The sequence below is a fragment of the Streptomyces sp. NPDC020917 genome (assembly GCF_044333795.1).
Classification (GTDB): Bacteria; Actinomycetota; Actinomycetes; order Streptomycetales; family Streptomycetaceae; genus Actinacidiphila.
Window position 1 is genome coordinate 334,282 of record NZ_JBIRRR010000002.1, and the last position, 25,827, is coordinate 360,108.

At 73.1% G+C, this 25,827-nt stretch carries 27 protein-coding genes; 13 read left to right on the forward strand and 14 right to left on the reverse strand.

The window, feature by feature from the left end; genetic code table 11:
- Window positions 1-130 precede the first annotated feature (130 nt).
- Window positions 131-1,369, forward strand: coding sequence for an FG-GAP-like repeat-containing protein (locus tag ACH4TG_RS05440; protein ID WP_398240828.1), 1,239 nt, complete (start codon window positions 131-133; stop codon window positions 1,367-1,369).
- A gap of 31 nt (window positions 1,370-1,400) precedes the next feature.
- Here the strand turns inward: ACH4TG_RS05440 and ACH4TG_RS05445 are convergent, their stop codons facing one another.
- Window positions 1,401-1,886, reverse strand: a complete 486-nt coding sequence (locus tag ACH4TG_RS05445) for a hypothetical protein (protein ID WP_398240829.1) — start codon at window positions 1,884-1,886, stop codon at window positions 1,401-1,403.
- A gap of 173 nt (window positions 1,887-2,059) precedes the next feature.
- Window positions 2,060-2,734: a hypothetical protein gene (locus tag ACH4TG_RS05450; RefSeq protein WP_398240830.1), complete on the reverse strand. Its 675-nt coding sequence runs from the start codon at window positions 2,732-2,734 to the stop codon at window positions 2,060-2,062.
- Between the two features lie 168 nt (window positions 2,735-2,902).
- Here ACH4TG_RS05450 and ACH4TG_RS05455 point away from each other — a divergent pair, with 168 nt between their 5' ends.
- From ACH4TG_RS05455 to ACH4TG_RS05480, 6 genes are all read left to right on the forward strand, one after another.
- The gene (locus tag ACH4TG_RS05455; protein WP_398240831.1) at window positions 2,903-4,111 is read left to right on the forward strand and encodes a HupE/UreJ family protein; all 1,209 of its coding nucleotides are present in this window, start codon (window positions 2,903-2,905) and stop codon (window positions 4,109-4,111) included.
- Window positions 4,112-4,247: 136 nt separating this feature from the next.
- A complete protein-coding gene (locus tag ACH4TG_RS05460) occupies window positions 4,248-6,224 on the forward strand; it encodes a fibronectin type III domain-containing protein (protein ID WP_398240832.1) in 1,977 nt (658 codons plus the stop codon).
- A 592-nt stretch (window positions 6,225-6,816) separates the two neighbouring features.
- A complete protein-coding gene (locus ACH4TG_RS05465) occupies window positions 6,817-7,575 on the forward strand; it encodes a hypothetical protein (protein ID WP_398240833.1) in 759 nt (252 codons plus the stop codon).
- Window positions 7,576-7,688: 113 nt separating this feature from the next.
- Complete coding sequence (locus ACH4TG_RS05470) at window positions 7,689-8,057, forward strand: hypothetical protein (RefSeq protein WP_398240834.1); 369 nt, start codon at window positions 7,689-7,691, stop codon at window positions 8,055-8,057.
- A 432-nt stretch (window positions 8,058-8,489) separates the two neighbouring features.
- On the forward strand, window positions 8,490-8,951 hold the full coding sequence (locus tag ACH4TG_RS05475) for a hypothetical protein (RefSeq protein WP_398240835.1): 462 nt from the start codon (window positions 8,490-8,492) through the stop codon (window positions 8,949-8,951).
- A gap of 164 nt (window positions 8,952-9,115) precedes the next feature.
- Window positions 9,116-9,886 (forward strand): hypothetical protein, encoded by a 771-nt coding sequence (locus tag ACH4TG_RS05480; RefSeq protein WP_398240836.1) that lies wholly within the window; start codon window positions 9,116-9,118, stop codon window positions 9,884-9,886.
- Window positions 9,887-9,983: 97 nt separating this feature from the next.
- Here the strand turns inward: ACH4TG_RS05480 and ACH4TG_RS05485 are convergent, their stop codons facing one another.
- Both ACH4TG_RS05485 and ACH4TG_RS05490 read right to left on the reverse strand, forming a co-directional pair.
- Window positions 9,984-10,766, reverse strand: coding sequence for a hypothetical protein (locus ACH4TG_RS05485; RefSeq protein WP_398240837.1), 783 nt, complete (start codon window positions 10,764-10,766; stop codon window positions 9,984-9,986).
- 222 nt (window positions 10,767-10,988) lie between these two features.
- On the reverse strand, window positions 10,989-11,144 hold the full coding sequence (locus ACH4TG_RS05490; protein ID WP_398240838.1) for a hypothetical protein: 156 nt from the start codon (window positions 11,142-11,144) through the stop codon (window positions 10,989-10,991).
- A 23-nt stretch (window positions 11,145-11,167) separates the two neighbouring features.
- Between ACH4TG_RS05490 and ACH4TG_RS05495 the strand changes: the two genes are divergently transcribed.
- Window positions 11,168-11,758, forward strand: coding sequence for an SMI1/KNR4 family protein (locus ACH4TG_RS05495; RefSeq protein WP_398240839.1), 591 nt, complete (start codon window positions 11,168-11,170; stop codon window positions 11,756-11,758).
- Window positions 11,759-11,847: 89 nt separating this feature from the next.
- Here the strand turns inward: ACH4TG_RS05495 and ACH4TG_RS05500 are convergent, their stop codons facing one another.
- The 3 genes from ACH4TG_RS05500 to ACH4TG_RS05510 form a co-directional block, all read right to left on the reverse strand.
- Window positions 11,848-12,714: an alpha/beta hydrolase gene (locus tag ACH4TG_RS05500; RefSeq protein ID WP_398240840.1), complete on the reverse strand. Its 867-nt coding sequence runs from the start codon at window positions 12,712-12,714 to the stop codon at window positions 11,848-11,850.
- Window positions 12,715-12,996: 282 nt separating this feature from the next.
- Complete coding sequence (locus ACH4TG_RS05505; RefSeq protein WP_398240841.1) at window positions 12,997-13,482, reverse strand: hypothetical protein; 486 nt, start codon at window positions 13,480-13,482, stop codon at window positions 12,997-12,999.
- A gap of 46 nt (window positions 13,483-13,528) precedes the next feature.
- On the reverse strand, window positions 13,529-14,488 hold the full coding sequence (locus tag ACH4TG_RS05510) for a Ku protein (RefSeq protein ID WP_398240842.1): 960 nt from the start codon (window positions 14,486-14,488) through the stop codon (window positions 13,529-13,531).
- A gap of 247 nt (window positions 14,489-14,735) precedes the next feature.
- Here ACH4TG_RS05510 and ACH4TG_RS05515 point away from each other — a divergent pair, with 247 nt between their 5' ends.
- The 3 genes from ACH4TG_RS05515 to ACH4TG_RS05525 all read left to right on the forward strand — a co-directional run bounded on the left by ACH4TG_RS05515 (window position 14,736) and on the right by ACH4TG_RS05525 (window position 16,816).
- Window positions 14,736-16,124 (forward strand): serine/threonine-protein kinase, encoded by a 1,389-nt coding sequence (locus tag ACH4TG_RS05515; RefSeq protein ID WP_398240843.1) that lies wholly within the window; start codon window positions 14,736-14,738, stop codon window positions 16,122-16,124.
- Window positions 16,125-16,286: 162 nt separating this feature from the next.
- On the forward strand, window positions 16,287-16,517 hold the full coding sequence (locus tag ACH4TG_RS05520; protein WP_398240844.1) for a hypothetical protein: 231 nt from the start codon (window positions 16,287-16,289) through the stop codon (window positions 16,515-16,517).
- Complete coding sequence (locus tag ACH4TG_RS05525; protein WP_398240845.1) at window positions 16,514-16,816, forward strand: FG-GAP repeat domain-containing protein; 303 nt, start codon at window positions 16,514-16,516, stop codon at window positions 16,814-16,816. The genes ACH4TG_RS05520 and ACH4TG_RS05525 overlap by 4 nt, the downstream gene beginning before the upstream one ends.
- A gap of 76 nt (window positions 16,817-16,892) precedes the next feature.
- On the opposite strand, the gene ACH4TG_RS05530 is transcribed toward ACH4TG_RS05525, so the two are convergent.
- Window positions 16,893-17,957, reverse strand: a complete 1,065-nt coding sequence (locus ACH4TG_RS05530) for a chitinase (RefSeq protein ID WP_398240846.1) — start codon at window positions 17,955-17,957, stop codon at window positions 16,893-16,895.
- A 182-nt stretch (window positions 17,958-18,139) separates the two neighbouring features.
- Here ACH4TG_RS05530 and ACH4TG_RS05535 point away from each other — a divergent pair, with 182 nt between their 5' ends.
- Window positions 18,140-19,024, forward strand: coding sequence for an EI24 domain-containing protein (locus ACH4TG_RS05535; protein WP_398240847.1), 885 nt, complete (start codon window positions 18,140-18,142; stop codon window positions 19,022-19,024).
- Window positions 19,025-19,087: 63 nt separating this feature from the next.
- Here ACH4TG_RS05535 and ACH4TG_RS05540 read toward each other — a convergent pair whose 3' ends face one another.
- From ACH4TG_RS05540 to ACH4TG_RS05560, 5 genes are all read right to left on the reverse strand, one after another.
- Window positions 19,088-19,789 (reverse strand): methylated-DNA--[protein]-cysteine S-methyltransferase, encoded by a 702-nt coding sequence (locus ACH4TG_RS05540; RefSeq protein WP_398240848.1) that lies wholly within the window; start codon window positions 19,787-19,789, stop codon window positions 19,088-19,090.
- The gene (locus ACH4TG_RS05545) at window positions 19,786-20,334 is read right to left on the reverse strand and encodes an RNA polymerase sigma factor (RefSeq protein ID WP_398240849.1); all 549 of its coding nucleotides are present in this window, start codon (window positions 20,332-20,334) and stop codon (window positions 19,786-19,788) included. The genes ACH4TG_RS05540 and ACH4TG_RS05545 overlap by 4 nt, the downstream gene beginning before the upstream one ends.
- Window positions 20,335-20,400: 66 nt before the next feature.
- Window positions 20,401-20,901 (reverse strand): methylated-DNA--[protein]-cysteine S-methyltransferase, encoded by a 501-nt coding sequence (locus ACH4TG_RS05550; protein ID WP_398240850.1) that lies wholly within the window; start codon window positions 20,899-20,901, stop codon window positions 20,401-20,403.
- 117 nt (window positions 20,902-21,018) lie between these two features.
- Entirely contained in the window at window positions 21,019-21,828 is an 810-nt protein-coding gene (locus ACH4TG_RS05555) for a family 1 encapsulin nanocompartment shell protein (protein ID WP_398240851.1), read from the reverse strand.
- The gene (locus ACH4TG_RS05560) at window positions 21,825-22,919 is read right to left on the reverse strand and encodes a Dyp-type peroxidase (RefSeq protein ID WP_398241189.1); all 1,095 of its coding nucleotides are present in this window, start codon (window positions 22,917-22,919) and stop codon (window positions 21,825-21,827) included. The genes ACH4TG_RS05555 and ACH4TG_RS05560 overlap by 4 nt, the downstream gene beginning before the upstream one ends.
- A gap of 270 nt (window positions 22,920-23,189) precedes the next feature.
- Between ACH4TG_RS05560 and msrA the strand changes: the two genes are divergently transcribed.
- Window positions 23,190-23,705 carry a peptide-methionine (S)-S-oxide reductase MsrA gene (gene msrA / locus ACH4TG_RS05565; RefSeq protein ID WP_398240852.1) on the forward strand — a complete coding sequence of 172 codons (516 nt, stop codon included), beginning with the start codon at window positions 23,190-23,192 and terminating at the stop codon, window positions 23,703-23,705.
- A gap of 41 nt (window positions 23,706-23,746) precedes the next feature.
- Here the strand turns inward: msrA and ACH4TG_RS05570 are convergent, their stop codons facing one another.
- Window positions 23,747-25,525: an MOSC domain-containing protein gene (locus ACH4TG_RS05570; protein WP_398240853.1), complete on the reverse strand. Its 1,779-nt coding sequence runs from the start codon at window positions 25,523-25,525 to the stop codon at window positions 23,747-23,749.
- Window positions 25,526-25,827: the final 302 nt, after the last annotated feature.

The window sequence follows — 25,827 nt, forward strand, 5'->3', positions numbered from 1 at the left end:
CTCCCCTCCCTCCGACCGCGACCGCCGCGTCGTGCGGCCCTTGTGCGGTCCATGGCCCGAACCGGAGACACCGATGCCGATCACCTCGCTCATGCGGCGCCTTGGCCGCTCCGCCCGGAGCGCCGCCCGCTTGCCGGCCCGTACCACCGCCCGCCGGCCGGCCCGCTGGAAGTCCGCCTCCGCGCTGGGAGTTGCCGCCGCGCTGGCGGCCGGCGCCCTCGTCGGTGCGCCGTCCGCCGCCGCGGCCACGAAGGACCCCTCGTCGCGCTGCCCGGCCGGGAAGTTCTGCGTCTTCCAGTACGGGAACTACGGCGGCGCCATGACCACGTACTCCGGCAACCAGCCCTCGCTCGGCATCTGGAACAACTCGATCTCGTCGTTCGTGAACAACTCGGGCCTCTACATCGGCCTGTTCGACGGCGCCAACTACACGTCGAGCTCCTTGGGTTCGATGTACGTCAGCCCGCACAACGGCGCCATCGACCTCACGCGGGTCTTCGACGGGCAGTACAACAACGTCGTCAGCTCGATCCGGATCGCGTACTCGGACTTCGAACTCAGCTACGGGACCCAGTACATGGACTGGTTCCGCCCCCGGACCCGCCCGGCGGGTCTTCCCGCCGCCGCGCAGTTCGGTGACCTCAACAACGACGGCCGCCCCGACCTGCTGGAACGCGCCTACGGCGGCAAGCTGTGGTTCCTGCCCGGGGACGACTCCGGGCACCTGATCGGCGGTGGGTGGAACTCGATGACGAAGCTGGTGCGGCACGGGGACTACAACGGGGACGGCCGGGAGGACATCTTCGCCCGGGACACCTCGGGCGTGCTGTGGTTCTACCCCGGCAACGGGAAGGGCGCGTTCGGCACCCGGGTCAAGGTCGGCGGCGGCTGGAACAGCATGCGGCAGCTGGCGGCGGTCGGCGACCTGAACGGTGACGGCAGGCGGGACCTGGTGGCCGCGGACACCGCGGGTGTGCTGTGGCTCTACCCGGGCAACGGCCGGGGCTCGTTCAGTACCCGGGTGAAGATCGGCAGCGGCGGCTGGAACTCCATCAACGCGCTCATCGGAGTGGGGGACGTCACCGGTGACGGCAAGAGCGACCTGATCGCCCGCGACACCTCCCGCGGCCTGTGGCTCTACCCCGGCAACGGCAGGGGTTCGTTCGCCACCCGCACCAAGTACAGCGCGAGCTGGCCCTCCGACCAGCAGCTCTTCGCCACCGGGGACCTGGATGGAGACGGGGTCAGCGACTTCTCCCGCGGTTTCCCCCAGCAGATGTACTACTACTCGGGCATCGGCAACGGCACCTTCAGCAATCCGATGCCCGACATGCCGTGGGACAGCGCCCCGTACGTGTGGGCGTTCTGACCGGCGCGTTGGCCCCAGCCGCGGCCGGGACTCAGTGAGGCGCCGAGTGCCGGCCGTGCGAGGTGCCGGTGGGCTCGCTCTGGGTTCCCGGCCGGGGCGGGGCGCCCAACGCGTCGAGGAACGCGTCCAGGTCCCTGCGGTGCGCGCGGCTGATGTTGTACCGGTGCGGGGCACCCTCCGCGTCGGTGAACCAGAAGCGGGTCCACAGCGATCCGTGGTGCACGCCGTGCAGGCGCGCCTGGTTCCGCGGAGTCACGGACTCCACCGTGCGCGGCGCCAGAGTGAACTTGGAGACGGTCACGACGACCACCGCCTCGCGCGTCACCGCCAGGTAGCGGAACTTCCACAACTGCAGGACGGCGACCGGGATCACCGTCCACACCAGGGCGAGCAGGCCCGCCCGCAGGTACGGGTTCGGGCCGCGCAGCGCGAAGACCCCCAGCTCCCGGTCCTGTCCCAGCTCGCGGGGAAGGAAGTCCCCCACTCTCCGGCCCACACCGCTCTTCGTCGCCGCCACAGCGCCCCCTCCTCGTCTCCCGCGTGCCTGCCGCGTGCCCCTTGCCTCTATCACAGCGGTGCAGCGGCCGTCGGAACCACCCCTCGGCCCGCTTCATGGGAGGACCGCGGGGTGCCGCCCGACGGTTCGGGCAGCCAGCGTTCCGTCCGCTGCCGGTGGGCGCGCGCGGCGCGTCAGATCTTGTCGAGCCAGAGCACGATGCCCGTCAGGTCGTTGAGGACGGCGGCGACGCCCGCGCGGATCGAGGCGGCGCAGCGTTCGGGGGTGAAGGACGCGGCGTCGTAGGTCGAGGACATGCCGAGGCCCTCGCCGCGGAAGGAGGCGCCGGACCAGTCGACCGCGGTGACGTTCCCGGTGGGCTCGGCCAACTCCGCGCCCACCACCAGGAACTGCTGGGAAAGGTGGTTCGGGGTGACCGTGGCCAGCGGGTCGATCAGGTCGTTGCCCGCGCTGACGATGAGGTCGGGGTGCAAGTCCAGCGCCTTGGTGATGCTGGGCAGCAGGTCGGGACCGCCCTCGGCGGTCACCGTCCTGAGCGTGACGTGCTCCTCGGCCGCCCACTCCTCGACCGCCGTCACGAGCGCGCCGGTGGGGCGGTCGTCGCCAGCGGTGAGCAGGACCACCCGGAAGCCCTTCGACGGGCTGACCCCGTCCCACGAACCGGGCTCGGGCGTGGCGGTCGCCTCCGGTCCGGGCGGGTCGGCGCGGTCGACGAAGCCGGGGCCGAGCGTGCCGACGGCGGACGGTCGGGCGTGCGGCCGCGACCAGTCGTCGCCGGCACCGCATCCGGTGGCCAGCGCGACGGCCGCGGTCAGCGCGGCGACAGCCAGAAGCGAGGGGCGCAACACGTTCGTCCTCCGGGAGGGGCGGCGGGATGTGCCGCCATCCTGCTATGCCGCGCGCTGCCCTATCCGTCCGCAGGTGTCGTCCTCGCGGTTGTTGTTCCAGCATTCGCCGCCGGGCCGGGCTCCGTTCACCCCGCGCGTGCACGGTGCGCTGGCAACCAAAGGAGCACCATGTCATCCCGAATACGCCTCGGCGCCGTGGCGGCCGTGACGGCGCTGATCGCCTTCCTGGGCACGGCCGCACCAGCGGCCGCCCACGGCTTCTCCTCGGTGGTGTACGTCGACATCACCAGCGGTGACGACGGCCGCCCGCGGACGAAGCTGCAGCTCGAGTACGACCTCTACGTCGTGTCGGCCGCCGACGCCGCGCACGACGACCCGCTGTTCCGGGCCGGCACCGCCGCTTTCGAGGCGGGCGACGCCCGGGCCCAGGCCGCCGCGCTCAACGCCCACCGGAAGGCGGCCGTCACCTACGTCGACCGGCGCTTCTCCGTCTCCTCGCAGGGCGGCCGGTGCACCCCGGCGCAGTCCGGCGACTTCACGATGGGCCGCAAGGAGGGCGTCCCGTATGCCACGTTGCTGCTCGACTGGACGTGCCCGGAGCAGGGTGGGGACCACGAGGTGCGCAGCGGGCTGTTCCCGGACGCCGAGACGTACGTCACCGGGACCCGCACGATCGTGACGTACGACATCGACGGCCGCACGGGCAGCGCCGCGCTGGACGCCGCGCATCCGGCGTTCTCCACCCACCAGGCCTGGTACGAGCGGTTCTGGGAGTTCTTCCGGCTGGGCACCGAGCACCTGCTGACCGGCACCGACCACATCCTGTTCCTGCTGGCGCTCATCGCCGGGTCGCGGCGGCTGCGCGAAGTGGTGCTGGCGGCAACGAGTTTCACCCTGGCGCACTCGGTGACGTTCATGCTCGCCGCGCTCGGGCTGGTCGACGTGCCCACGGCGGTCGTCGAGCCGGTCATCGCCCTGTCGATCGCGGTGGTCGCCGGCTGGTACCTGTGGCGGTTGTGGCGGCACGGCGGTCGGGCCGCCGAACTCCGCGCGGCGCACGGCGGTCACTTCGGCCTGGACCGGGCGGGCTGGACCCGGCTGGCGGTGGTCTTCTGCTTCGGGCTGGTGCACGGCCTGGGCTTCGCGGGCGCGCTGGGCATCGACCGCGCCTTCTCGTGGACGCTGCTGTGGTCGCTGCTGGTGTTCAACGTCGGTATCGAGGCTGTGCAGTTGGCCCTGATCGCGTTGGTCTTCCCGGTGCTGACGCTGTTGCGGCGGCGCGCGCCCGCAGCCGGTCTGGCCACCACCGGGGCGATCTCCGCGGGCGTGTTCGCCATGGGACTGGTGTGGTTCACGCAGCGGGTATTCGGCCGCTGAGTGAACAGCAGATTTTTTTTGCCCTCACAAAAGTTTAGGTATCGCAAAGAACGTATTTAGTGCAGGTTTACCGGGCGCTGAGAACTTGACGTCCCCACTTCCAGTACATTCCGTACGCAGAAGGAACAGGAAACTGATGAACGTGAGACCCTCGACACGGGCCGCCGGGCCCGTGCGGCGTCGCGTGGCCACCGGGGCCACCGCGGCGCTTCTGGGCCTGACCGTGGCGCTGGGCAGCGGCCTGGTGTCACCCGCCGGTGCCGCGGAACCCACCGCGATCACCGGTGTGATCCTCGGTGTCGGCGCGAACGAGTCGCAGCGCACGGTGAGTTGGTACTCCTCGGCCGACACCGCGCAGCAGCTCCAGGTCGCCGAGACCAGCTCGCTCACGGGCGGGGACTTCCCGGCCGACGCCGCGAGCTTCGCCGCGACCGGCACGGCGAACATCGCCACCAGCGGCGGCTTCAACCGCCATGCGACGGTCACCAACCTCAAGGAGCAGACGCGGTACTCGTACCGCGTCGGCAGCGAGGGCAACTGGTCCGCGACCTACTCGTTCAGGACGCAGGACTTCGAAGGCACCTACGACTTCCTGTTCTTCGGCGACCCGCAGATCGGCTCGTCCAAGGACGTGGCCGAGGACGGCGCCGGCTGGAAGGACACGCTCGACGTCGCCCTGACGGCCAACCCGAACGCCGAACTCCTGGTGTCCGGCGGCGACCAGGTCGAGAGCGCCAACGACGAGAACCAGTGGAACTCCTTCCTGGCTCTCGACAAGCTCCGCCAGTACCCGTGGGCCGCCACCATCGGCAACCACGACGTCGGCGGCAAGGCGTACGAGCAGCACTTCAGTACCCCGAACACCGACAACTCGGCTGCCTACTACTCCAACGGCAACCCGGCGTCCAACTCCTCGGGCGGTGACTACTGGTACATCTACAAGGATGTGCTGTTCATCGACCTCAACAGCAACAGCTACGCCACCTCCCAGGGCGGCGGCGGTGACGCGGCGCACATCAACTACGTCACCGACGTCATCGACAAGCACGGCTCCGAAGCCAAGTGGAAGGTCCTCGTCTACCACCACGCGATCTACTCGCCGGCCGACCACGCCAAGGACTCCGACAACAAGGCCCGCCGGGTCGACTTCCCGACGACGTTCTCCAAGCTCGGTGTCGACCTGGTGCTCCAGGGCCACGACCACAGCTACTCGCGCAGCTACGAGATCAAGAACGGCCAGAAGGCCAACCCTAACGAGAAGCCCGGCGAGGCCGAGCTGTACCCGGGCCCCGGCGGCGTCGTCTACGTGACGGCCAACTCCGCGTCGGGCTCGAAGTACTACGACATCACGCAGCCGGACGGCAGCGGCACCAGCGGCGCCGGCAACGGGGCGGACCCCCTGAACCCCGACAACTACTGGTACAACTCGGTCCAGAACCAGGAGCACGTCCGCACCTACGTCAAGGTCCAGGTGCGCAACGACCAGCTGGTGGTCCAGAACGTCCGCAGCGGCACCTGCGAGGCCCCCAACTCGGCCGTCGAGAAGGGCGTCTGGTGCAACAACACCACCACCGCCCAGCCGGTCGGCTCCATCGTCGACGACTTCACCGTGCACGCGTACCACGGTGACGGCCAGGACATCCAGGTCAACGTGCCCAACGCCGCCCCGGGCGAGTTCGGTTGGACGATCGACGGCCGAAACGGCCTGGTGGACCTCGGCACCGCCGTCGAGCAGGGCGGCGACCGCTTCGCGGCCAACGGCCGGATCAACCCGATCGCCGTGTCGGACACCCGCCGTTCGCTTGCCCCCTGGTCGGTCTCGGCCAGCGTGAGCGACTTCAAGGACGCCGGCAAGACCTTCTCCGGCTCCTACCTCGGCTGGTCACCGCGCGTGCTGCAGGGCGGCGCGGGCGCCCAGGCCGGAACCACCGTCGTCTCCGGCTACACCGACCAGGGCAAGGGCCTGTCGGTCTCGCGCGGCCTCGGCTCCGCGGCCCAGGGCCACGCCAGGGGCACGGCGAAGCTCGGTGCCGACCTCAGCCTCACCATCCCGGACAGCGTCGAGAAGGGCAGCTACCGGGCCACGCTCACGATCACCGCGCTGAGCAGCTGACCACCGCGCTCGGCTGAACCACCGCGCTCGGCTGCTCCGCCCGGGCAGCCGGAGCACCACGGGCGGCCGTTCCGCCCGGGACCGACCCGGGACGGACCGGGACGGACCACCCGACCCGGACGGCCGGTCCGACCGTGACACCTGGGCGGGGCGGATGCCTTCGGGCGTCCGCCCCGCCCTCACCGCGCCAGGAGAAACCCGACATGCACGCGACCACCACGCGCCGCGCCACTGCCCGCGCCGCGCGCCGCGCCACCACCCGCCCAGCCCGCACCGCCCTCGTCCGCACCGTCGCCCTGGCGCTGTTCACGGCCCTCGCCGCCACGATCGCCGGACCCGGTACCGGCCTCGCGCGCGCCGCCGACGGCGACGTCAGCTGGACGGTCAGGACGGCCGCCAACACCTACGGCTCCGACCGGTCGAGCTTCGGCTACAGCATCAACCCCGGCGGCGCGATCAAGGACACGATGACCGTCGCCAACCACGGCAAGGACCCGCTCACCCTCACCGTCTACGCCTCCGACGGCTTCACCACCGGCACCGGCCAACTCGACCTGCTCACCCGGGACAAGAAGTCGACCGGCGTCGGCGCGTGGACCCGCCCGGACGCGACAGCGTCGTCGTCCAGCCGGGCAGGACCGCCGACGTCCCCTTCACCGTCACCGTCCCCGCCAACGCCACCCCCGGCGACCACGTGGGCGGCATCCTCACCTCGCTCAAGCAGCCCGACGCCGACCAGGGCATCACCGTCGACCGGCGGCTCGGCATCAAGATCGCACTGCGGGTCAGCGGTGAACTCCGGCCGGGCCTGGCGGTCGAGGATCTGCACACCGGCTACCGCGGCACCGCCAACCCGTTCGGGACGGGCGACGCCACCGTCAGCTACACGATCCACAACACCGGCAACGCCACCCTCTCGGCCCGGCAGGCCGTCTCGCTCTCCGGCCCCTTCGGCTGGCTGAAGGCCGACGCGAAGGACGTCGCCGCGCCGCCTTCCCTGCTGCCTGGCGAGACCTGGAAGGTGAAGGTGCCGGTCCACGGCGTGGCACCCGGATTCCGGCTGAGCGCGACCGTGACGCTGACCCCGCTGCTGACCGACGCCTCGGGCTCCACCTCCCCGCTCGAGCCGGTCAGGGCCACCGCCCACGGCTGGGCCGTCCCCTGGACGCTGACCGCGCTGATCGTCCTCGTGGCCGCGGCCGCCGTCGGCGCCCTGCTGCTCACCCGCCGCAGCCGCGCCCGCGCCCGGCAGCGCGAGGACGCCCGCGTCAAGGAGGCCGTCGAGGCGACCCTCCGCGCCCGCGACCAGTCCTCGCCCGCCACCGTCCCGGACTCCCCCGAATCCTCCTGACCGCTGTGTCCGTACGCGTCGAGTCCGCGCTCGCGGAGGTGAGTACCCGGCGAGCCGGGCCTGAGTAGCGGGACGGATCCGCACGGCGGCGCCGGCCTGGTCTGCTGAGGGGTATGACGCACCAGATCGCTCCGACCCCGCCGAAGCGCCCGGAGGCCGGGCCCCGGGACGTGCGACTCGACGTCCTCACGGCCCTGACCTACGCACTGGCCGGGCTGGTCGCGGCCTACTGCATCGGCTGGTTCATGCTGCCGCAACTCAGCGACTCCGGCGTGCCCGAGGTCCCGCGCAGGTACCAAAGCCCGGTCTGGCTGGCGCTGCTGGCGATGGTCCCGCCCTTCGTCTCGCTGTTCGTCAGGAGCACGCCCGGCAGCAAGACGGTCCGGGTGGTGGCCCTGACGGAGGCCGTGGTGCTGAGCGCCCTGGCACTGACCGTCATCGCGATCCTGCCCCCGTTCAGCTCCCTACCGCTCGAGCCGTAGAGCGACGCACCCGCGACGGCTGTCCGGTTTTCCTCGCCGGGCCGGCTCCGCCTGGGAGAGTGTGCGCTCGACGTCCGGCGGTCCACTGGCTCGGGCTGCGGACGGGACTGAGAAAGGGGAGGGAACGTGCGACGTCCCATGACGGTGGCCGGTGCCGTGTCACTGGCTCTGCTTGCGGCTGCCTGCGGTCAGGAGGGGACCGGTGGCGGCAGCGGCCACGCGAATCCGCCGCCGTCGTCCGCATCAGCCGCACCCGTTGCGGGACTTGACGGCAGTGCGGCCGGATCCAGGGTCTTCACGGAGCGCGAACTGATGCCCGCGCTTCTGGCGTCGAAGGGCGGAGACCCGGGAACGACCGGGGGGCTGGGGACGGGAACGGGGCCACGGAGGGGCGAGCTCGAGGCGGACTGCCCTGCCTCCGCCAGGAGCGTGGTGACCGACCTGTACCGGACACAGGCCCCCCGCGTGGTCCGCTGGACGGACTCGGACGGTTCAGGTGACGACCCGGGCCCGCGCGAGGCACTCGTGCCGATGTCCCGTGATCAAGCCGCCCACTACGTCGCGCTCAAGTGGGAACTGACGGCGGCCTGCCCGCAGACCACGGTGACCGCGGTGGGGTTCAAGGCCATCCCCGCGGAGACCGTGCGCTTCGCGCTGACCAAGGCGCAGTTGGGCGACGAGGCGTTCGTGCAGGAGGAGACGACGTGGAACGGCGGTCCTACCGCCCCGTCGGCTTCGCCGGACGCCGGCGAGCGCGCATACACGATGTTCGTCCGCGTGGGCGGGGTCCTCATCATCTACGGAGATTTCCCGTCCAAGGCCGCCGCCGTTGCGGCTGGTACGAAGGCAACGGCTCACGCGCGGGACGTCCTCCTCAAAGCAGTCGGCGGCTGAGCCCTGCCCTGAGGGAGCCGGACCGCAGGCCAGGCGGGGGAAGGCCGAGACTGCCGCAGGGGCGGGGTCGGGGGGATCCCTGACGCGAGGTCAGGGGCGGGTGGGGGGTGGGGCGGGGGAGTCACTGATGGTGGGTGGGTGCGCGGGTCAGCAGGCTGGTGGGCATGGTGAAACTCACTGCCCTCAGCCTCCGTCCGTCCCTCGCGCGCCGTGCGGCGGTCGCCGCCGCCGGGGCCGCCGCCCTGGCCGGTCTTGCCACCGTCGCCACACCGGGTTCCGCGTACGCCGATGACGGGCAGAGCCCCGCCACCGCCCAGCCGGTGGCGCAGTTCGGGGACTGCCCGGCCCTCCCGCCCGGGGTCGATCCGGCCCGCTGGCGGTGCGAAGTGCACACGGCGGCACCCCGGTTGACGATGGGCAAGGTCAGCGTGACGCTCGCGCCCATCACGATGACGCACGCCGAGGGGCCGATGCCGGACGGCACCAACGGGCAGGTGTGGGGCGCGATGCACGCGGCGCCCACCGCCGTTCCGGGCGGGCTGACCGGCACCGCTGCAGGTGATCAGGTGCGGCAGCTCCGGCTCGCGATCACGCCGGAGTACGGTGGCCGATCCGACTTCTACACCGGGCAGTTCAGCCTGCGCTTCCGGTTGGTGAGCCCGCTGCTGCCGCGGGACTGCACCATCGGGGCGAGCGCGCCGGTCGACTTCCAGCTGAAGCGGTCGGGGCCTTCGCAGTGGCTGTCCCAGGATCCGCCGCTCATCGCGTTCTCCGCGTACGACGACACCTTCGCTGCCCCCGCCGCCGAGGGCTGCGGGCCGCTGACGGGGCTGCTCAACCGCCGGCTCGGACTGCCGGCGCCGAGCGGGAACCTGATGACGTACGACGCTACCTACACGTTCCGGATGTACGACCGGCTGCCGGCGACGTCCTGACCAGCGGGGATGGGGGGCTGCGGGCGCCCGGGACCATGGGCGGGACCATGGTCCCGCGAGGGCCGCTCGTCAGGGACCGGCCGTCCCGGTCGCGCCCTCACGCCGGGGCGGAACTCGGCGACGGGGAGACCTCCTTGTAGTCGTACGTCTTGACCGTGGGCCGGTGCTGGGCGTCCCAGATGGCCGAGGCCTTGATCGTGACCTTGGTGCCGGACGCCTCCTCGGTGCGGTAGATCTCCACCCAGCCGTCGTGGGCCTCGTACGTCATCCACTCGACGCCCTTCCTGGGCGAGGCACCCGAGTTGGGGCGCAGCCCCTTCGGGATGAGGCCGCGGAGGGCCTGGGACTGGTAGACGGCGAGGTCGGCGTCCTTGCGGCCGTGCGTGAGGTCGTGGACGAACCCGCTGAGGGCCGTCCTGGCCCAGGGCTGGAACATGACGATGTCCTTGCCGCCGTTGACGCAGGTGAGCAGGGCGTCCGTGGCGCCGTCCACCGTCGACGCCCGGCAGAGCCCGATGAGGAAGGCAGGCGGGACGGCGGCCGGGTAGCTGTTGTGCACGAGGTACGGGTACGTGTCCGCGAGCGTGTACAGGTGCTTCTGGATCGGCTCGCGCCAGGACGTCCAGCCCTTGTCCAGGGCGCCCTTGACGATGTCCACGGCCAGGTCGAGTGCCAGGTCCGAGGCCAGCTTGCCGAGCCAGGTCTCGCCGTTGGACACCGCCGACGCCGATCCGTGCGAGGTGCCGGGCCGGCAGGCGGTCAGCCCGGCCACGCCGGCCAGCGCGGACGCGCTCCAGCCGAGTGCCGCTCCCCAGCCGAGTGCCGTGCGCCGGTCCACCCCGTCCCTGCCGACCGCGGCCGGCCGCATGCCGTCGTTCATGATGGCCCTCCCTGCCCCCAGGCGGGTTCCCCGACCCGCCGCCTCACCCCTGCCGCGCCCCTTCGCGGGTGGGGTGGAGGCTTGTGTACCCGGCGTTCTGGCCAACCAACCTGCAGGTCACGGCCACTTTCGGTGTGTTGCGCCGCGGCCGTCCCAGGAGTCCCGCCAGCCGCTTCGACGTCTCCGCCCGGACCGGTTCGGGGAGGGAGGCGTGAGCGCGGCTCAGGCGGTCCCGGCCGGCGCCGCGGAGTCCACCAACCCGGCCAGCACGTCGGCGGATTCGGGAGTCAGGCGGTAGAACCCCTGGATGGTGAGGGAGCGGGTCTGACAGGGCCGCCTCGCGGGGACCGGGTGGTCGCCGGGTAACGGCGGTGTCATACCCAGGTGGTAGCTATGGGCGTATGGACACGGAACACGCGGATCCGGCGGAACTGGCCCTTCTCCGTGCGGCTTTCGAGGTCGGGGAGGGGAACGGCGGTGGCGGGGGTGGGGCCGGGTGCGGGGCGGCGCTCGGCTGGGACGGCGTGCGGGAGTTCGAGCAGCGGCACGGAGTCGTCCTGCCGGAGCCGTACCGGACGTTCGTCGCGGAGATCGCCGACGGCTCCAAGGCCGGGCCGCCCGACTACGGGCTCGTTCCGCTGGCGTCGCTCCCTTCCGACTGGGGCGCGGGGCGGCCCGAACGCGTCCTGAACAGGGCGTTCCCCCTGACGGAGGCGTGGTACTGGGAGAACGAGGGCGCCGAGCCGTGCGCGGAACTCGACGCGCGCATCGAGGAGGTCTTCCACCACGGCTCGGTGGTGCTGGGGACGGACGGCTGCGGGATGTACTGGCATCTGGTCGTCACGGGGCCGCACCGCGGTCACATCTGGCTGATCACGGGCGAGGGCGCGGGGCCGTTCGGGGCGGAGTTCGGCTTCACCACCGCGGAGCCGGGGTTCGCGGGGTGGGTCGGGCACTGGTCCGCCGGGCAGTCGTGGTTCGACGAGGCGTGAGGCAGGCGTTGCCGGTGGCACCGGGTGGGGTGAAGTGGGCGCCGGGCGCCCGGGAGTCGGTCTCGCGGGCGCCGGCGTACGGCTCCAGGTCAGGCGGTGGCCGCCGTCGCGGTCACGGCCCGGGCCGGGCTCGGGGCCGCGGTCACGGAGGTGCCGCCGAGGAGGTGGCGTGCGAAGAAGCGGACGGCGCTGTCCGCCTCGAAGCGCGGCAGCTCCTTGTGGCGGCCCGCGTTCGCGTGCAGCGTCTTCTCCTCGGACGCGAACGCGTCGAACAGCGCGAGGCCCGCGTCGCGCGGGATGTGCTCGTCGTCCCACTGGAGCGCGAACTCGATCGGGATGGTGATGCGCCGGGCGATCGCGGCCACGATGTCGGGCCAGAAGAGGCCGAACACGGCGGCGCGGATGCGGGGTTCGGCGGCGGTCAGCGGCACGCCGATCGCCGTGCCCATGTTGAGGCCGAAGTAGCCGACGGGTGTGTCCGGGCCGAACTCGGGCAGTTCCAGCAGGGCGTCGAGGGTGGCCTGCCACTCGGGGACGGCGCGATCCGCGAGGTGGGCGTTGTAGCGGACGACGACCGGGCCGACCGGTTCGCCGGTGGACATGAGCCGGTGCATCTCGGCGATCTCGCGCTCGTCGTGCGCGGTGAGGGGGCGGCCGCCGTGCCCGGGCGCGTCGATCGAGACGGCCGAGAAGCCGGCCGCCACCAGGCGCTCGGCCCGGCCCGACATGGCCGGGGACTTCCTGTGGTTGCCGCCGCCGTGGCCGAGCAGGATCAGCGGGGTGGGTTGCGGGGTGCCTTGCGCCGTGCCTTGCCGGGTGCCTTCCGGGGAGGCCGAGGTGGGCGAGGCCGGGTCGTGGGACGCGGACCAGAGGACGCCGGTCACGTCACCGACGATGAAGTCGCGTTCGCGGATGCCGCCGGAGATCGTCTCGGCGGTGAACTGCGCAGTATTCATGAGGTGGTGCCTTTCGGGAGGGCCTTGAGTTCCGGCGCTCCCATCGGCACCTAAGCCGATCGCCCACCCGTGACGAAGAGGGGGAGCACCCACGTCTGTCCTGCGTTCATGGGTCTCACCTCCTCGCGTGCTGTCACGGTGCGACGCACGCTACCAACGCGCGGCCGCTCGCCCAACCGGTTTTCCGCGCGGTGGCCCGTGGACGGGCGTCCTGCGCGACGGAAGTGCCGCCCTCACACGGGCTGGTCGAGGCGGCTGAGCGGCCGGCACCGCGACCGCGGGTCAGTCGGCCGTGTACGGCGCGTAGCCCGGGGCGACCTCGCTGACCTCCAGGTCCGAGAAGACCAGGGTGAGCCGGTGGGCGTTGCTCTCGATCCGCACCTCGTGGAAGTCGATGCCGACCTCCTGGGCCCACCGCCGCGCCGTCGCGGAGTCGGTGACGACCGAGGCTCCCGGGTACATCGGCTGCCAGGCCACCCCCCACACGAACCCGTCGAGGTCGGCGCCGGTCTCGTAGTCGGTGAGCCGGTCGTCCAGGGACGCGCGCCAGGTCGCCGGATGCACGGTCGACTCGCAGTGCGCCTGCACGCAGTACCGGAACAGGTAGCGCAGGTAGGCGGGTTGGATCCCTGTGCGGGGATCGGCCATCGCGTGGATCACGATCTCGTAGTCGCGCATGTACGGGGTGAACCCGTGGTGGACGATCGACTGGTCGAAGACCTCGTCCAGCTTCTCCCGCAGCTCGGCCGCCGCCCCGTCCGTCGTCACCGTGCCCCCTCGCACCCGAACCTGCCGTGCGGGAGAGCCTAGGGCGTCAGCCCGCGCGCTTGCCGGTGCCGCCGGTGCGTTTGGCGGGGGTCTTCTTCGCGCCGGAGGCGGCCTTCTTCGTTGCCGTCTTCTTCGCCGCGGACTTCTTGGCGGCGGTCTTCTTCGCGGCCTTCGCGGACTTCGCGGCGGTCTTGCGGCCCGACATGGGGTGGACCTGGGCGTCCTCGCCGCGGTCGGCACGGGCCTGCTCGGTGGCGCGCTGGAGGGCGGTCATCAGGTCGGTGACGCCGGCCTCCTCCGCTGCCGGCTCGGGGGCCTTGGGCGGGGCCTGGTGCGTCATCTTCGCCTCGATCAGCTCCTGGACGGCGTGCGCGTACTCGTCGTGCATCTGCTGCATGTCGATGTCGCCGAGGGCCTCGATCAGGCCGAGCGCGCCGGCGAGTTCCTCGTCGGTGACGGCGACGTCCTGCCGGGGCGCCGCGTCCTCGGCGGAGCGGACCTCGTCGGGCCAGCGCAGCCGCTGCAGGACCAGCACGTCGCCCTGGGCGTGGATCATGCCCAGGTTCTCCGAACCGCGCAGCGCGTACTTGCCGACCGCCGCCTTGCCGGAACGGGCCAGCGCCTCGCGCATCAGCACGTACGGCTTGTTCGCCGCCGCGTTCTGCGGCGCCAGGAAGTACGGCTTGTCGTACATCTCGCCGGGGATCGCCGCCAGGTCGAGGAACCCGCTGATCTCGATGGTCTTGGCGGTGGGCAGCGGCAGGTTGTCCAGCTCCTCGTCGGTGATCGGCACCAGCTGGTCCTTGCCGACCTCGTACGCCCGGACGATGTCCTCCGGCATCAGCGGGTGCTCGTCGATCTCGCAGATCTTCGTGTACCGCACCCGGCCCTGGTCGGGCAGGTGGATCTGCCGGAACCCGATCTTGTGGCTGGTGGTCGCGGCCAGCAGGCGTACCGGGATCGCGACCAGGCCGAAGGTGAGCGTGAACTGGGCGACTGGGGGCATGGCGGCGCCTTCCGCGTACGGGCCTCCCCCTCAAGCGCAGCCTAGGCGCGCGGGCACGCTCCCGCAGTTCGGGCGGTGACGGGCATGCCGTCCCCGGGCGCCCCGCCGCAGCCGCGCCCCGCCGCTCCCGGAGGGTGACGGACCCCTGGACGAGGGCCGGGCGCCGGACCTCCGGCGGGCCGTCGCGGCGCCGCCACCCGGACGGCCTACGCGATAATCGTGGGCCGGGCCAACGGGAGGAACGCGGGTGGAGAAGGTCGGCGGGTACGAGATCGTGCGGGGGCTCGCCGAGGGCCGGCTGGGCGGGGTGTGGCTGGCCCGGTCCCGCGGCGGACGGCAGCTGGCGGTCCGCGTGGTCCGCGCCGAGCCGGCCGCCGACCCGGCGTTCCGGGAACGGCTCCGGGACGAGGTGGCGGCGATCCGCGCGGTGGGCGGGCTGCACACCGCGCCGTTGGTCGACGCGGACCCGGACGCGGCGGCACCCTGGCTGGCCACCGCCTACGTACCGGGCCCGACGCTGGCCCAACTCCTCTATTCCGAAGGCCCATTGGACGAGCCGCGGCTGCGTGCGCTGGGCGTCGCGCTCGCCGAGGCACTCCAGGAGGTCCACCGCTGCGGCCTGGTCCACCGGGACCTGAAGCCGGGCAACGTCGTGATGGCCGCGGACGGCCCCCGGGTGCTGGACTTCTCCCTGGCCCGGGTGCTGCGAGACCCGCGGTTCGGCATGCCGGGGTTCCTCGCGCCCGAGCAGGCCGCGGGCCTGGACCCCGGGCCGGCCGCGGACGTCTTCGCACTCGGCGCGGTACTGGTCGCGGCGGCCGGCGGCGTCGTGGGCGGCATCCGGCTGGACGGGGCGCCGCAGGACGGCGGCCAGCAGGGCGCGCACCTGGCGGCCCTGCCCGAGCCGCTGCGGCCGGTGGTGGCCGCCTGTCTGGAGCAGGACCCGGAGCGCCGCCCGGGCACGGACCAACTCCTCGACTGGCTGAGCCCGTTGACTTCCGCACCCGCACCCGCACCCGCACCCGCACCCGCACCCGCACCCGCTCCCGGCCCGGCTGCTCCGCCCGCGCCCGGCGCCCCGCCTCCTCCGACCGTTCCCGGCGCGCCGCCCGCGCCGACCGCACCGCCCGTGCTGCCTGCCCCGCCCGGGCCCCCCGCGCCACCGGCGTACCCTCACACCGGCGCCCCGACGCCTGCGATGCCCGCCCCCGCGATGCCGACTCCCGTCATGCCCGCCCCCGTCATGCCCGCCCCGCCCGCGTACCCTCCGGCGCCCCCGCTGCTGCCCCCGCCGTCGCTGTCCCCGTCCCCGTACGCGCCCGGCGCCGCCATTCCGCCGATGGGCGCGGGGGCCGCCCCGGAGTTCCTCGCGATGGACCGCAGGAACGCGGTCGTCCTGGACGGCGAGGGCATGTCGCTGGGCTCCGACGGCAGCACGGTGACGTTCCCCTGGCCGGCGATCGACGTGGCCTGGTGCGAGCGGGCGCCCGGCCGCGGCCACGTCCTCGCGGTCGCGCTCGCCCTGCACGACGGCACGGTGCACTCCTGCGAGGTCACCACCCGCGACCCTGCCGAACTCGCCGCCTGGATAGGCCAGTTCGACGCCACGCTGGAGTACTGGAGCCCGGCGGAATGACGCTGGTCACGGCGCCGGACGGAATCTGGGAGGCCGCCGGGATCTGCTGATACCTTCCGCCTGCGGCACGATCCGTTCGATCGGCCGCTTGGGGGGCTGGCCGGGGTGGGTCGAGGAGAACTCCTCACACCGGCCGAGCCGTTGGTCGGGGAGGACAACAGAATGAGCAGAGCAGTGCGGGCGCGGGCCTGCGCCGCGGGGGCGACCGCTGCGTGCATGCTGGCGCTCGGCCTGGGGACCGTGGTGACGCAGGCGGGCGCGGCCTACGCCGCGGGCTCGCCGGACGTGCAGATCCCGGCGCCGGGCGCCACCGTCATCCGTGACCTGTCGATCGTCGCCGCCGGGCAGGACGGGGTCCTGGAGCAGGAGGACGGCACCGCCGGATACCAGTGACCGGTGACGGCAGGGCCGACCTCGTCGCCCGTGACGGGTCGGGTGTGTTGTGGCTCTACCGCGGCACCGGAAGTGCTGCGGCGCCGTTCGCGGCCCGGGTGCGGATCGGCGGCGGCTGGAACATGTTCAGCGCCCTCGCCGGGACCGGGGACGTGACCGGCGACGGCAGGGCGGACCTGGTGGCGCGTGACGCCTCCGGTGTGCTGTGGCTGTACCACGGCACGGGCAGCGCCGCGGCGCCCTTCGCCGCGCGGGTGAGGATCGGCGCCGGCTGGAACACCTACAACGCGCTGATCTGACCGCTCCGTTCCGGTGCCCCGGTCCCTTCACAGGGCCGGGGCACCGGCATCTCACGGGCCGCTCACGACATGAGGATCAACGGCCCTGCAGGGAGCGGACGTTGTCACCGAAGGTCCAGCCCTTGGAGCCGTCCCAGTTGAGCGACCACGTCATCAGGCCCTTGAGGCCGCCCTGGAAGGCGTTCCAGGACTGGCTGACGAGGTTCGGTGCCATGTAGCCGCCGCCCGCGCCCGGTTGGGCGGGAAGGCCCGGCACCTGCTTGTCGTAGGGCACCCGGATCGTGGTGCCCTGCACGACCAGCCCGTTGTTCAGGCAGGTCGTCTGGGCGGTGAAGCCGGCGACCGTGCCGGCCTCGTAGGAGTCGCCGGAGCAGCCGTACATGCTGCCGTTGTAGTACTGCATGTTCAGCCACCACAGGCTGCCGTTGTCCGCGTACTTCTTCACGATCGGCAGGTACGCGCCCCAGATCGAGCCGTAGGTGATGCTGCCGCCGGTGACGTAGGCGGTCTCGGGTGCCATCGTCAGGCCGAAGCCCGCGGGCATCTGGGAGAGCACGCCGTCGATGATGCGCTCCAGGTTGGCCTGCGAGGTGGACAGCGTGCCGATGCTGCCGCTGCCGACCAGGCCGGTCTCGATGTCGATGTCGATCCCGTCGAAGTTGTACTGCTTCAGGATCGGCACGACGGTCGCGACGAAGCGGTCGGCGACGGCGCTCGAACTCAGGTCGATACCGGCGGCCGCACCGCCGATCGACATCAGGATCGTCGACCCGGCGGCCTTGGCCTGGCACATCTCGGCGGGTGTGGGGACCTTGACGCCGGTGTCCATGCCGTCCTGCCACTCGACGGTGCCGTCCGAAAGGATCACCGGGAAGGCGGCGTTGATGACGTTGTAGCCGTGGGCGGCGATCCGGCTGTCCGTGACCGGGATCCAACCGAGGCCGGGATGCACGCCGTTGGCGGCACCGTCCCAGTTCTCCCAGTAGCCCTGCAGGACCTTGCCGGACGGCCTCGGCTTCGTCGCGCAGGTGTCGGCCGCGGCCGACCGGGTCGCCGCCGCGGCGGCGGGGATCTGGACGAGGGCGGCGAGTGCCAGTGCGGCACCCACCAGGCGTAACGTGCGCAACCTCCGACGGAACATGCTGTGCTCCCTTCTCGCCGCGTGCCATGGGCGTGAGCTGAAGTGGGGGGGCTTGAAGCCCGGCTCTGGGTGAAGTGGAGTGACCTGCGCGCAGCACCCGACCGTAGGAGCGGCCACCGGACCCGTCAATAGGTCTGGACCAAAGGGGGGTTGGCGCGAACGGCAACCCGTACGATCCGGCCATGCGCGATCTCATCCACGGAGTGCGGCTGCTCGCCGACGGGCAGCGCTGGGCCCTGCGCCACGGGCGCGACTGGCGGTTCGGGATGGTCCCGGCCCTGCTCACGCTCGTCGGCTACGCCGCGGCGCTGGTAGTCCTCGCGCTGTGGGGCGCGGACTTCGTCGACTGGGCCACACCGTTCGCCGACCACTGGGCGTCGCCCTGGCCCGGACTGTTCCGCGGGCTGCTCACCGCGCTGCTGTTCGGGGGCGGACTGCTGCTCGCGCTGATCTCCTTCACGGCGGTCACCCTGCTGGTCGGGCAGCCCTTCTACGAGGCGCTGGCCGAGCGGGTGGACCGGGCGGAGGGCCATGCGCCGGAGCCCCAGGAGCGGTCGCTGTGGCGGGAGTTGTGGATCTCGGCGGTGGACAGCCTCTATGTGCTGGTGCGGGTCGCGGCGTTCGGCCTCGTGCTGTTCGCCGCCGGGTTCCTGCCCTTCGTGGGCCAGACCGTGGTGCCCGCGATCGGCTTCTGCGTCTCCGGCTTCTTCCTCGCCCTGGAGCTGTCCGCCGTCGCCTTCCAGCGGCGCGACGTGCCGATGGCGGTACGGATCCGGCTGCTGCGCCACCGGCTGCTGCTGGTCCTCGGGTTCGGCGTGCCGCTCGTGCTCGCCTTCCTCGTCCCGTTCGTCGCGGTCGTGCTGATGCCGGGCGCGGTGGCCGGCGCCACCCTGCTGGCCCGCGAACTGTCGCCGCCGCGGCCGCGGCCGGGCGCCGCGGACGGACCGGAGACCGGTCCGGAGCCGCCGGACGGCGACGGCCCGGGGACGACCGGGCCGCGCGCGGGCGGGGGCACGGAACCGGGCGGCGGCCAGGCCGGGCTCGGCGGCGCGGCGAGGGCCGGCTGACTCACGCGGGCGACCGCCGCCGGCTCAGGGCGATCGCCAGCGGTTCGGGCCACCGCCACGGGCTCACGCGGCGGCCTCCATGCCGAGCAGCAGGTCCTTGACGTCGGCGCCGCCGACGTACTGCCCGTGCGTGCCGTCCGAACGCACCACCCGGTGGCACGGCACCACGACCGGCAGCGGGTTGGTCGCGCACGCCGTGCCGACCGCCCGCACCGCGCGCGGGCTGCCCGCCGCGGTGGCCACCTGCGCGTAGCTCTCGGTGCTGCCGTAGGCGATGTGCGGCAGGTGGACCAGCACCTCGCGCCGGAACCCCTTCGACAGGCGCCAGTCCAGGGGCAGTTCGAAGGTGCGGCGGCGCCCGGCGAAGTACTCGTCGAGCTGGCGGGCGGCGGCGTCCAGCCGGCCGGGCGCGTGCAGCACCCGCGGGCTGATCCGGTCGGCCAGCCCCTGCAGCACCGCCGCGTGGTCCTGCACCGCGTACGCGACCGTCACCAGGCCCTGCTCGGTGGCGGCCAGCAGCAGCGTCCCGGCCGGGGTGTCCAGCGTGCGGTAGGCGACGTCGAGCAGGCCCGCGCCGCCGGCCTCGGCGACCAGCCGGGCGTGCAGCCGCGCGGCCGTCCGCGCGTCGTCCTCGGCACCGCCCGGTGCGGTGAGGGCGGCCAGCAGCGGATCGGTGGGGGTCAGGGCGGCGCCCGGACAGGGGCCGGTGGCGGGGACCGGGCCGCTCGCCGGGACCGGGTCGGTGGCCGGGTCGTGGGTGATCATGATTCCTCCGTGGACGGCGGGTGCGGGTAGGTGCGGCGCAGGGTCTTCATGCCATCGGCCGCGGCCCTGCGCGCGGCGTCCGTGCTGCCCCCGGTGAGGGCGGCGATCTCCCGGTAGGGCAGGCCCGCCAGGTAGTGGTACGCCACCGCGTGGCGCTGCCGCTCGGGCAGGGCGGCGAGCGCCTGCCAGAGGTCGGGGTCCCTGTCGTCGGGGCGGCCGGTGGCCGCCGGGCGGTCCGGGACCGCGCCGACCGGGGCGGGCCGGCGGGCGTTGCCGCGGGTCACGTCGACGGCCTTGCGGTGCGCCACCGTCACCAGCCACGCCTCGACGTTGGCGTCCGCCGGCAGCTCGGGATAGGCGCCCAGCGCGGCCAGGAACGTCTCCGACCAGGCGTCCTCGGCGTCGTGCGGCCCGAGCACCGCCCGGACGACCCGCAGCACCATCGGCCCGTACGCGGCCACGACCTCCTCGAACGGCGGCTTCCGCGCCGCCGCCGCGCCGGTAAGCGCGCCCGCGTGCGAGCGGGCCTCCGGCGCCGCAGCCACGTCCCCGCCTGCGCGTGAGCCCGTGCCCGTACCCGCTCGACCCATCGGCATCGCCTCCCGCACCGTTCAGAACAGCCGGGACTCGCGCTGCTGGACCGGCTCCTCCAGCTCCAGCAGGAACCGCTTGCGGTCCAGGCCGCCCGCGTAGCCGGTCAGCCGGCCGTCGGCGCCGACCACGCGGTGGCAGGCGACGAGCAGGCACAGCGGGTTGGCGCCCACCGCGGCCCCGACCGCCTGGGCGAGCGACCGGTCGCCGAGCTCGTCGGCCAGCTCGCCGTAGCTGCGGGTCCGGCCGTACGGGATCGCGGCGACCAGCCGCCACACCCGGAGCTGGAAGTCGTCGCCGCGCGGGCTCAGCGGCAGCTCGAAGGCGCGGCGCTCGCCGCCGAAGTACTCCTTGAGCTGCTGCCTGACCTCCAGGAAGCAGCTGTCGTCGCGGTCGCCGAACTCCTCCTGCGCCGGCCGCCCCCGGTGCCGTTGCGCGAAGTACAGCCCGGTCACCGCCCCGTCCTCGGCGACGACGACCAGGTCACCCAGCGGGGAGCCGGCGACGGTGTGCGTGCGCATGCGTGTGCCCTCCTCTCGCGGCGCGCGGCCCTGTTCCGCCGGCGCCTGCACCAGGTAGACGCACGCGGGGACGGAAACGTGAGAGCGTCCGGGCGGACCGGTTGCTGATCCCGCCGGCTACGCCTTCGGGGCGGGCTGCAGCGCGACGATCGCCTCCGAGGTGTGGACCAGGAAGGTGAACGTCTCCTGGAAGTACAGCTCGATGGTGGTGGCGGTGTGGCTCAGGTAGCCGAGGGACACGTCCTGGCCGATGACCAGCTCGAAGTCGCCGCCGCGGGAGGCCAGCAGGAACGCGCCGTCGATGGCCGGCGCCCACACGATGTCGCCGTCCACCAGGCGCGCCAGGTGGGCGTGGATCGGGTAGCCCTGGTCGGAGGTCTCGCTGACCGCGGTGTACGCGTCGGCGCTCAGCGCCAGGCTGTACCTGCCGTCCACGCCGGCCAGCCGCAGCTCGGTGATGGCCTGGCTGATCACGTCGGGGTAGGCCCGCACGTCGGCCGGCAGGGTCAGCTCCGGGTTGGACGCGGCGGACCTGATCCCGGTGATGCCGGCCGCCGGGTACCCCTCGAAGACCGCCCGGTCCTCGGCGAAGGCCAGCTTGCGGGCGGCGTCCTTGACCGGCTGCCAGTCCGGGTCCTTCGCGCCGCGCTCCACGCTGTCGACCTGCCCGCGGTCGACGGTGAACGGGACGCGCAGCTCCACGACGGGCTGGGCCAGCCGCATGTGCGCGGTGACGCCCTCGGCGGGCGGGTCGACCGGCGCGAGGTGCCCGGTGGCCACCGCGGCGAACTCCGGGCCCGCGGCCTCGGGGACGTCCACCATGCGGCGGGCCGCGATGTGGCGGGTGAAGGTGCGGCGGGCCTCGGCCTCCAGGTCGGCCCAGGCGGCGGCCGAGACGGGCGCGAGTTCGCGGTGCAGGTTGTTCACGGGAGCGTGCTCCTGTTCAGGTTGCCGATGCCGAGGCTGCCGTCGGACCCGGTGCCGGACGCGCCGCCGTCGGGGGAGGGCGGGGTGCCGGGCAGGTCGGGCCGGTCGCCCGGCGGGTCCGGCGGCGCGGCCGGGCCGGGCGCCGCGGTGCGGGCGGCGGTCGCGGGAAGCGGGGGCAGGTCGTCGAGGAGGTCGGCGGACGGGACGTAGAAGAGCGTGCCGGTGACGGCGGTCGAGAAGTCCAGGATGCGGTCGTGGCCGGTCGGCGGCACGCCCACGAACATCCGCTCCAGCATCAGCTCGGTCACCTCGGGGGTGCGCGCGTAGCCGATGTAGTACGTGCCGAACTCGCCGCGGCCGGGGCTGCCGAACGGCATGTTGTCGCGGAGGATCTTCCGCTCCTCGCCGTCCGGCCCGACCACGGTGTTCAGGTCGACGTGCGAGCCGGGCGCGTCCAGTTCGATGTTCGTGGCCTTCGTGCGGCCGATGATGCGCTCCTGGGCCTCCACGGGCAGCGCGTTCCAGGTGTCGAGGTCGTGCAGGTACTTCTGCACGATCACGTAGCTGCCGCCGGCGTGCTCCGGGTCCTCGTCGCCGATGACCACGGCCGCGCGGGCGGTGGCGCCGACCGGGTTCTCCGTGCCGTCGACGAAGCCGAGCAGGTCGCGGACGTCCAGGTACTTGAAGCCCTGCACCTCGTCCTGGAGCACCACCGCGCCGCGCAGCCGCCGCATGATCTCCGAGGCGAAGGCGAAGCACAGGTCCGTCCGGGTGGCCCGCAGATGGAACAGCAGGTCGCCGGGCGTGGCCGGGGCGTGGTGCCGGGGGCCGTCGATGGGCCGGAACGGGTGCAGCTCGGCCGGGCGGGGGTAGGCGAACAGCCGGTCCCAGGCGTCCGAGCCGATCCCGGCGACGCAGTTCAGGCCGGCGTCGGGGGCCCCGAAGCCGAAGGCGCGAGCCAGCCCGGCGAGGTCCCCCAGCAGGTCCCGCACGGTCTCCTCGCCGCCCTCCTCGATCGTCAGCACGAGGAAGGCCGCAGCACTGGTCAGCGGCGCGAGGACCTGCTGCGACTCAGGTGCCGGCGGCTGCACGGCGGCCGCCCCGGGCTGCGGCGCCGACGCGGACTGCGGTGGCGTCTGCGGCTGCGGGGGCAGCAGCGGGCCCGACGCGGACGAGGGTTCCTGCGGGGGGAAGAGCGAGGATGCCAACGCGTTCTCCCTTTCGACACCGGCGTGCCCTGCGGCGGGGAAGGCCCTCTTGGGACCCTACTGCCCTGCCAGGGAATTTTGCCGACGGCCGGCGGGTTCCGCACATGGGGAGATCCGGTGCGATCCACCCCCGACGACGAGGGAAGGACTGACATGGCCGCGCAGACGCAGAAGGCCGTCCTGGCCGGCGGATGCTTCTGGGGGATGCAGGACCTCATCCGGAAGCAGCCCGGGGTGACCTCGACCCGCGTGGGCTACTCCGGCGGTGACGTGCCCAACGCCACGTACCGCAATCACGGCACCCACGCCGAGGCGATCGAGATCCTCTTCGACCCCGAGGTGACGGACTACCGCACGATCCTGGAGTACTTCTTCCAGATCCACGACCCGAGCACCCGCAACCGCCAGGGCAACGACATCGGCCTGGCCTACCGGTCGGCGATCTTCTACGCCGACGAGGAGCAGAAGGCCGTCGCCCTGGACACCATCGAGGACGTCGACGCGTCCGGCCTGTGGCCGGGCAAGGTCGTCACCGAGGTGGCGCCGCTCGGCCCCTTCTGGGAGGCCGAGCCCGAGCACCAGGACTACCTGGAGCGCTACCCCGCCGGGTACACCTGCCACTTCCCGCGGCCCGGCTGGAAGCTGCCGGCCCGCAGCGGCAAGGCCTGAGCCCCGCGCTCGACAGGGTCCAGGACCGCTGAGCCGTGCGCTCACAGGTCCAGCACGACGTCCCGCGCCGGCCGCGAGCAGCAGATCAGCGCGTTGCCGCCGGCCGGGGCGTCCAGCGGCTCCGGGTCGTAGGACACCTCGCCGCTGAGCAGCCCGCACTCGCAGGTGTGGCAGACGCCGGTGCGGCACGACCAGCGCACCGGCACGTCGCATGCCTCCGCCAGTTCCAGCAGCGTGCCGTGCCGGCCGTCGAACGGCACGGTCAGGCCGCTGCGCACGAACGTCACCGCGGGCCCCGTTCCGGCCTGGCCGGGCGGCGCGTGCGGCGGGCCCGAGGGCTCCGCCGCGATTCCGGGGGTGCTGCCGGACGCCGTGCCGAAGACCTCGGTGTGGATGTCCGTCCGGGCCACGCCGCGCGCGGCGAGCGACTCCGCGAGGTCCGCCATGAACGCCTCGGGCCCGCACAGGTACGCCTCGGCGCCCGCCGGCACCCCGGCCCGCTCCAGCACGCCCGCGTCGAGGTGCCCGGCGTCCGTGTAGTCGGCCGCGGCGTAGTCGGCACCCGCCCGGTCCTCGGGACGCGGACGGCTGTAGCAGATCCGCACGTGCGCTCCCGGCAGCCGGGCCAGCAGCCGCCGGCTCTCCGCCGCGAACGCGTGGGAGCCGCCGTCGTGCGCTCCGTGCAGCCACCACACCGGCCGCTCCGAGGGGCGCGCGGCCAGCACGTTCAGCATCGCCAGCAGCGGCGTCGCCCCCACCCCGGCCGACGCCAGCACCAGCGGGCCCGAGCCGTCCGCGAGGGTGAACGTGCCGCGCGGCGCCGCCACCTGCAGCCGGTCCCCGACACCCACCCGGGTGTGCAGCACGGTGCCCGCCGCGCCCTTCGGCTCCCGCTTCACGCTGATCCGGTACGTGCCCGCGTCCGGCGGCCCCGACAGCGAGTAGCTGCGCACCAGCGGCGCCCCGCCGCCGCCCGGGTCCAGCCGCAGCGTCAGGTACTGGCCCGGCGCCGCCGCGGGCAGCGGGTCGCCGTCCGGCTCCGCCAGCCACAGCGAGCGCACGCCCCGGCTCTCCCGGTCGATCCGGGTGACCGCCAGCGGACGGAACCCGGGCCACGCGGGCGGCGGCGCCGACGCCTCAGCGGTCAACCCGACGTTGCCCGCACCCGTGCCCTCCTGCCGCAGCAGCGCCTCGAACGACGCCCGCCATCCCGGGCTCAGCGCCTCGATGCGCAGCGCCCGCTCCAGCTCGTCGCGGGGATGCTCCGACCGGTACAGCAGCGCGTCCGCCGCGGCGACCGTCAGCCGTCCCGGCCCCTGCGCCACCCGGACGACGTCCTGCCCCTCCTCGACCTCGCCCTCCTCCAGCACCCGCAGGTAGAAGCCGGGGCGGCCGTGCGCGACCATCAGCGAGGCCATCCGCGGCTCGTCCATCCGCAGGCCCACCCGGTAGCAGGTCACCCGCGGCTGCGTGACCTCGAACAGTGCGGCGCCGATGCGGTAGCGGTCGCCGATGCAGACCTCGTCGTCGGCAAGGCCGTCGACGGTGAAGTTCTCGCCGAACTGGCCGGGGACGAAGTCGTCGCGGGACAGCTCCTGCGCCCAGTGGCGGTAGGAGGCGAGCTGGTAGACCAGTACGGCGCGCATCTCGCCGCCGTGACCGGCGAGGTCGCCCTGGCCGTCGCCGTCCACGTTCAGCCGGCGCACCATTCTCGGCCCGGTGACGCGGGTCTTCCACACTCCGGTGTGGACGGTGCGGCCGTGCCACGCGACGTCCTTCGGACGTCCCACGTTGACCCATACCAGGCGGGCGGCGCTCACCCTTCGAACGTCGCGCACCCTCGTTCTTTTGTCCATTTGAGGGCTACCGCCCTCAGCCCGTTCCTTTTTCTCCCACCCGCCCACCCGTTGAACTCGTCCTTCAGGTGGACGTCTCTCGTGGGTGGGTCGGGGCCGCCGGCCCGGTATCTCCTCGGAACTGTGCGTGCGGCCTTCCCGCTATGGCACCCGGGCGGACGCACAGTTCCTGCGGGGACACCGCCCCACCGTCCCCTCCGGTCGCGCCGGCGGCTGACGGCCGGTGGGGGGTGAGGGCCTCTTCCCGGGCAACCCGGGAGTACCTG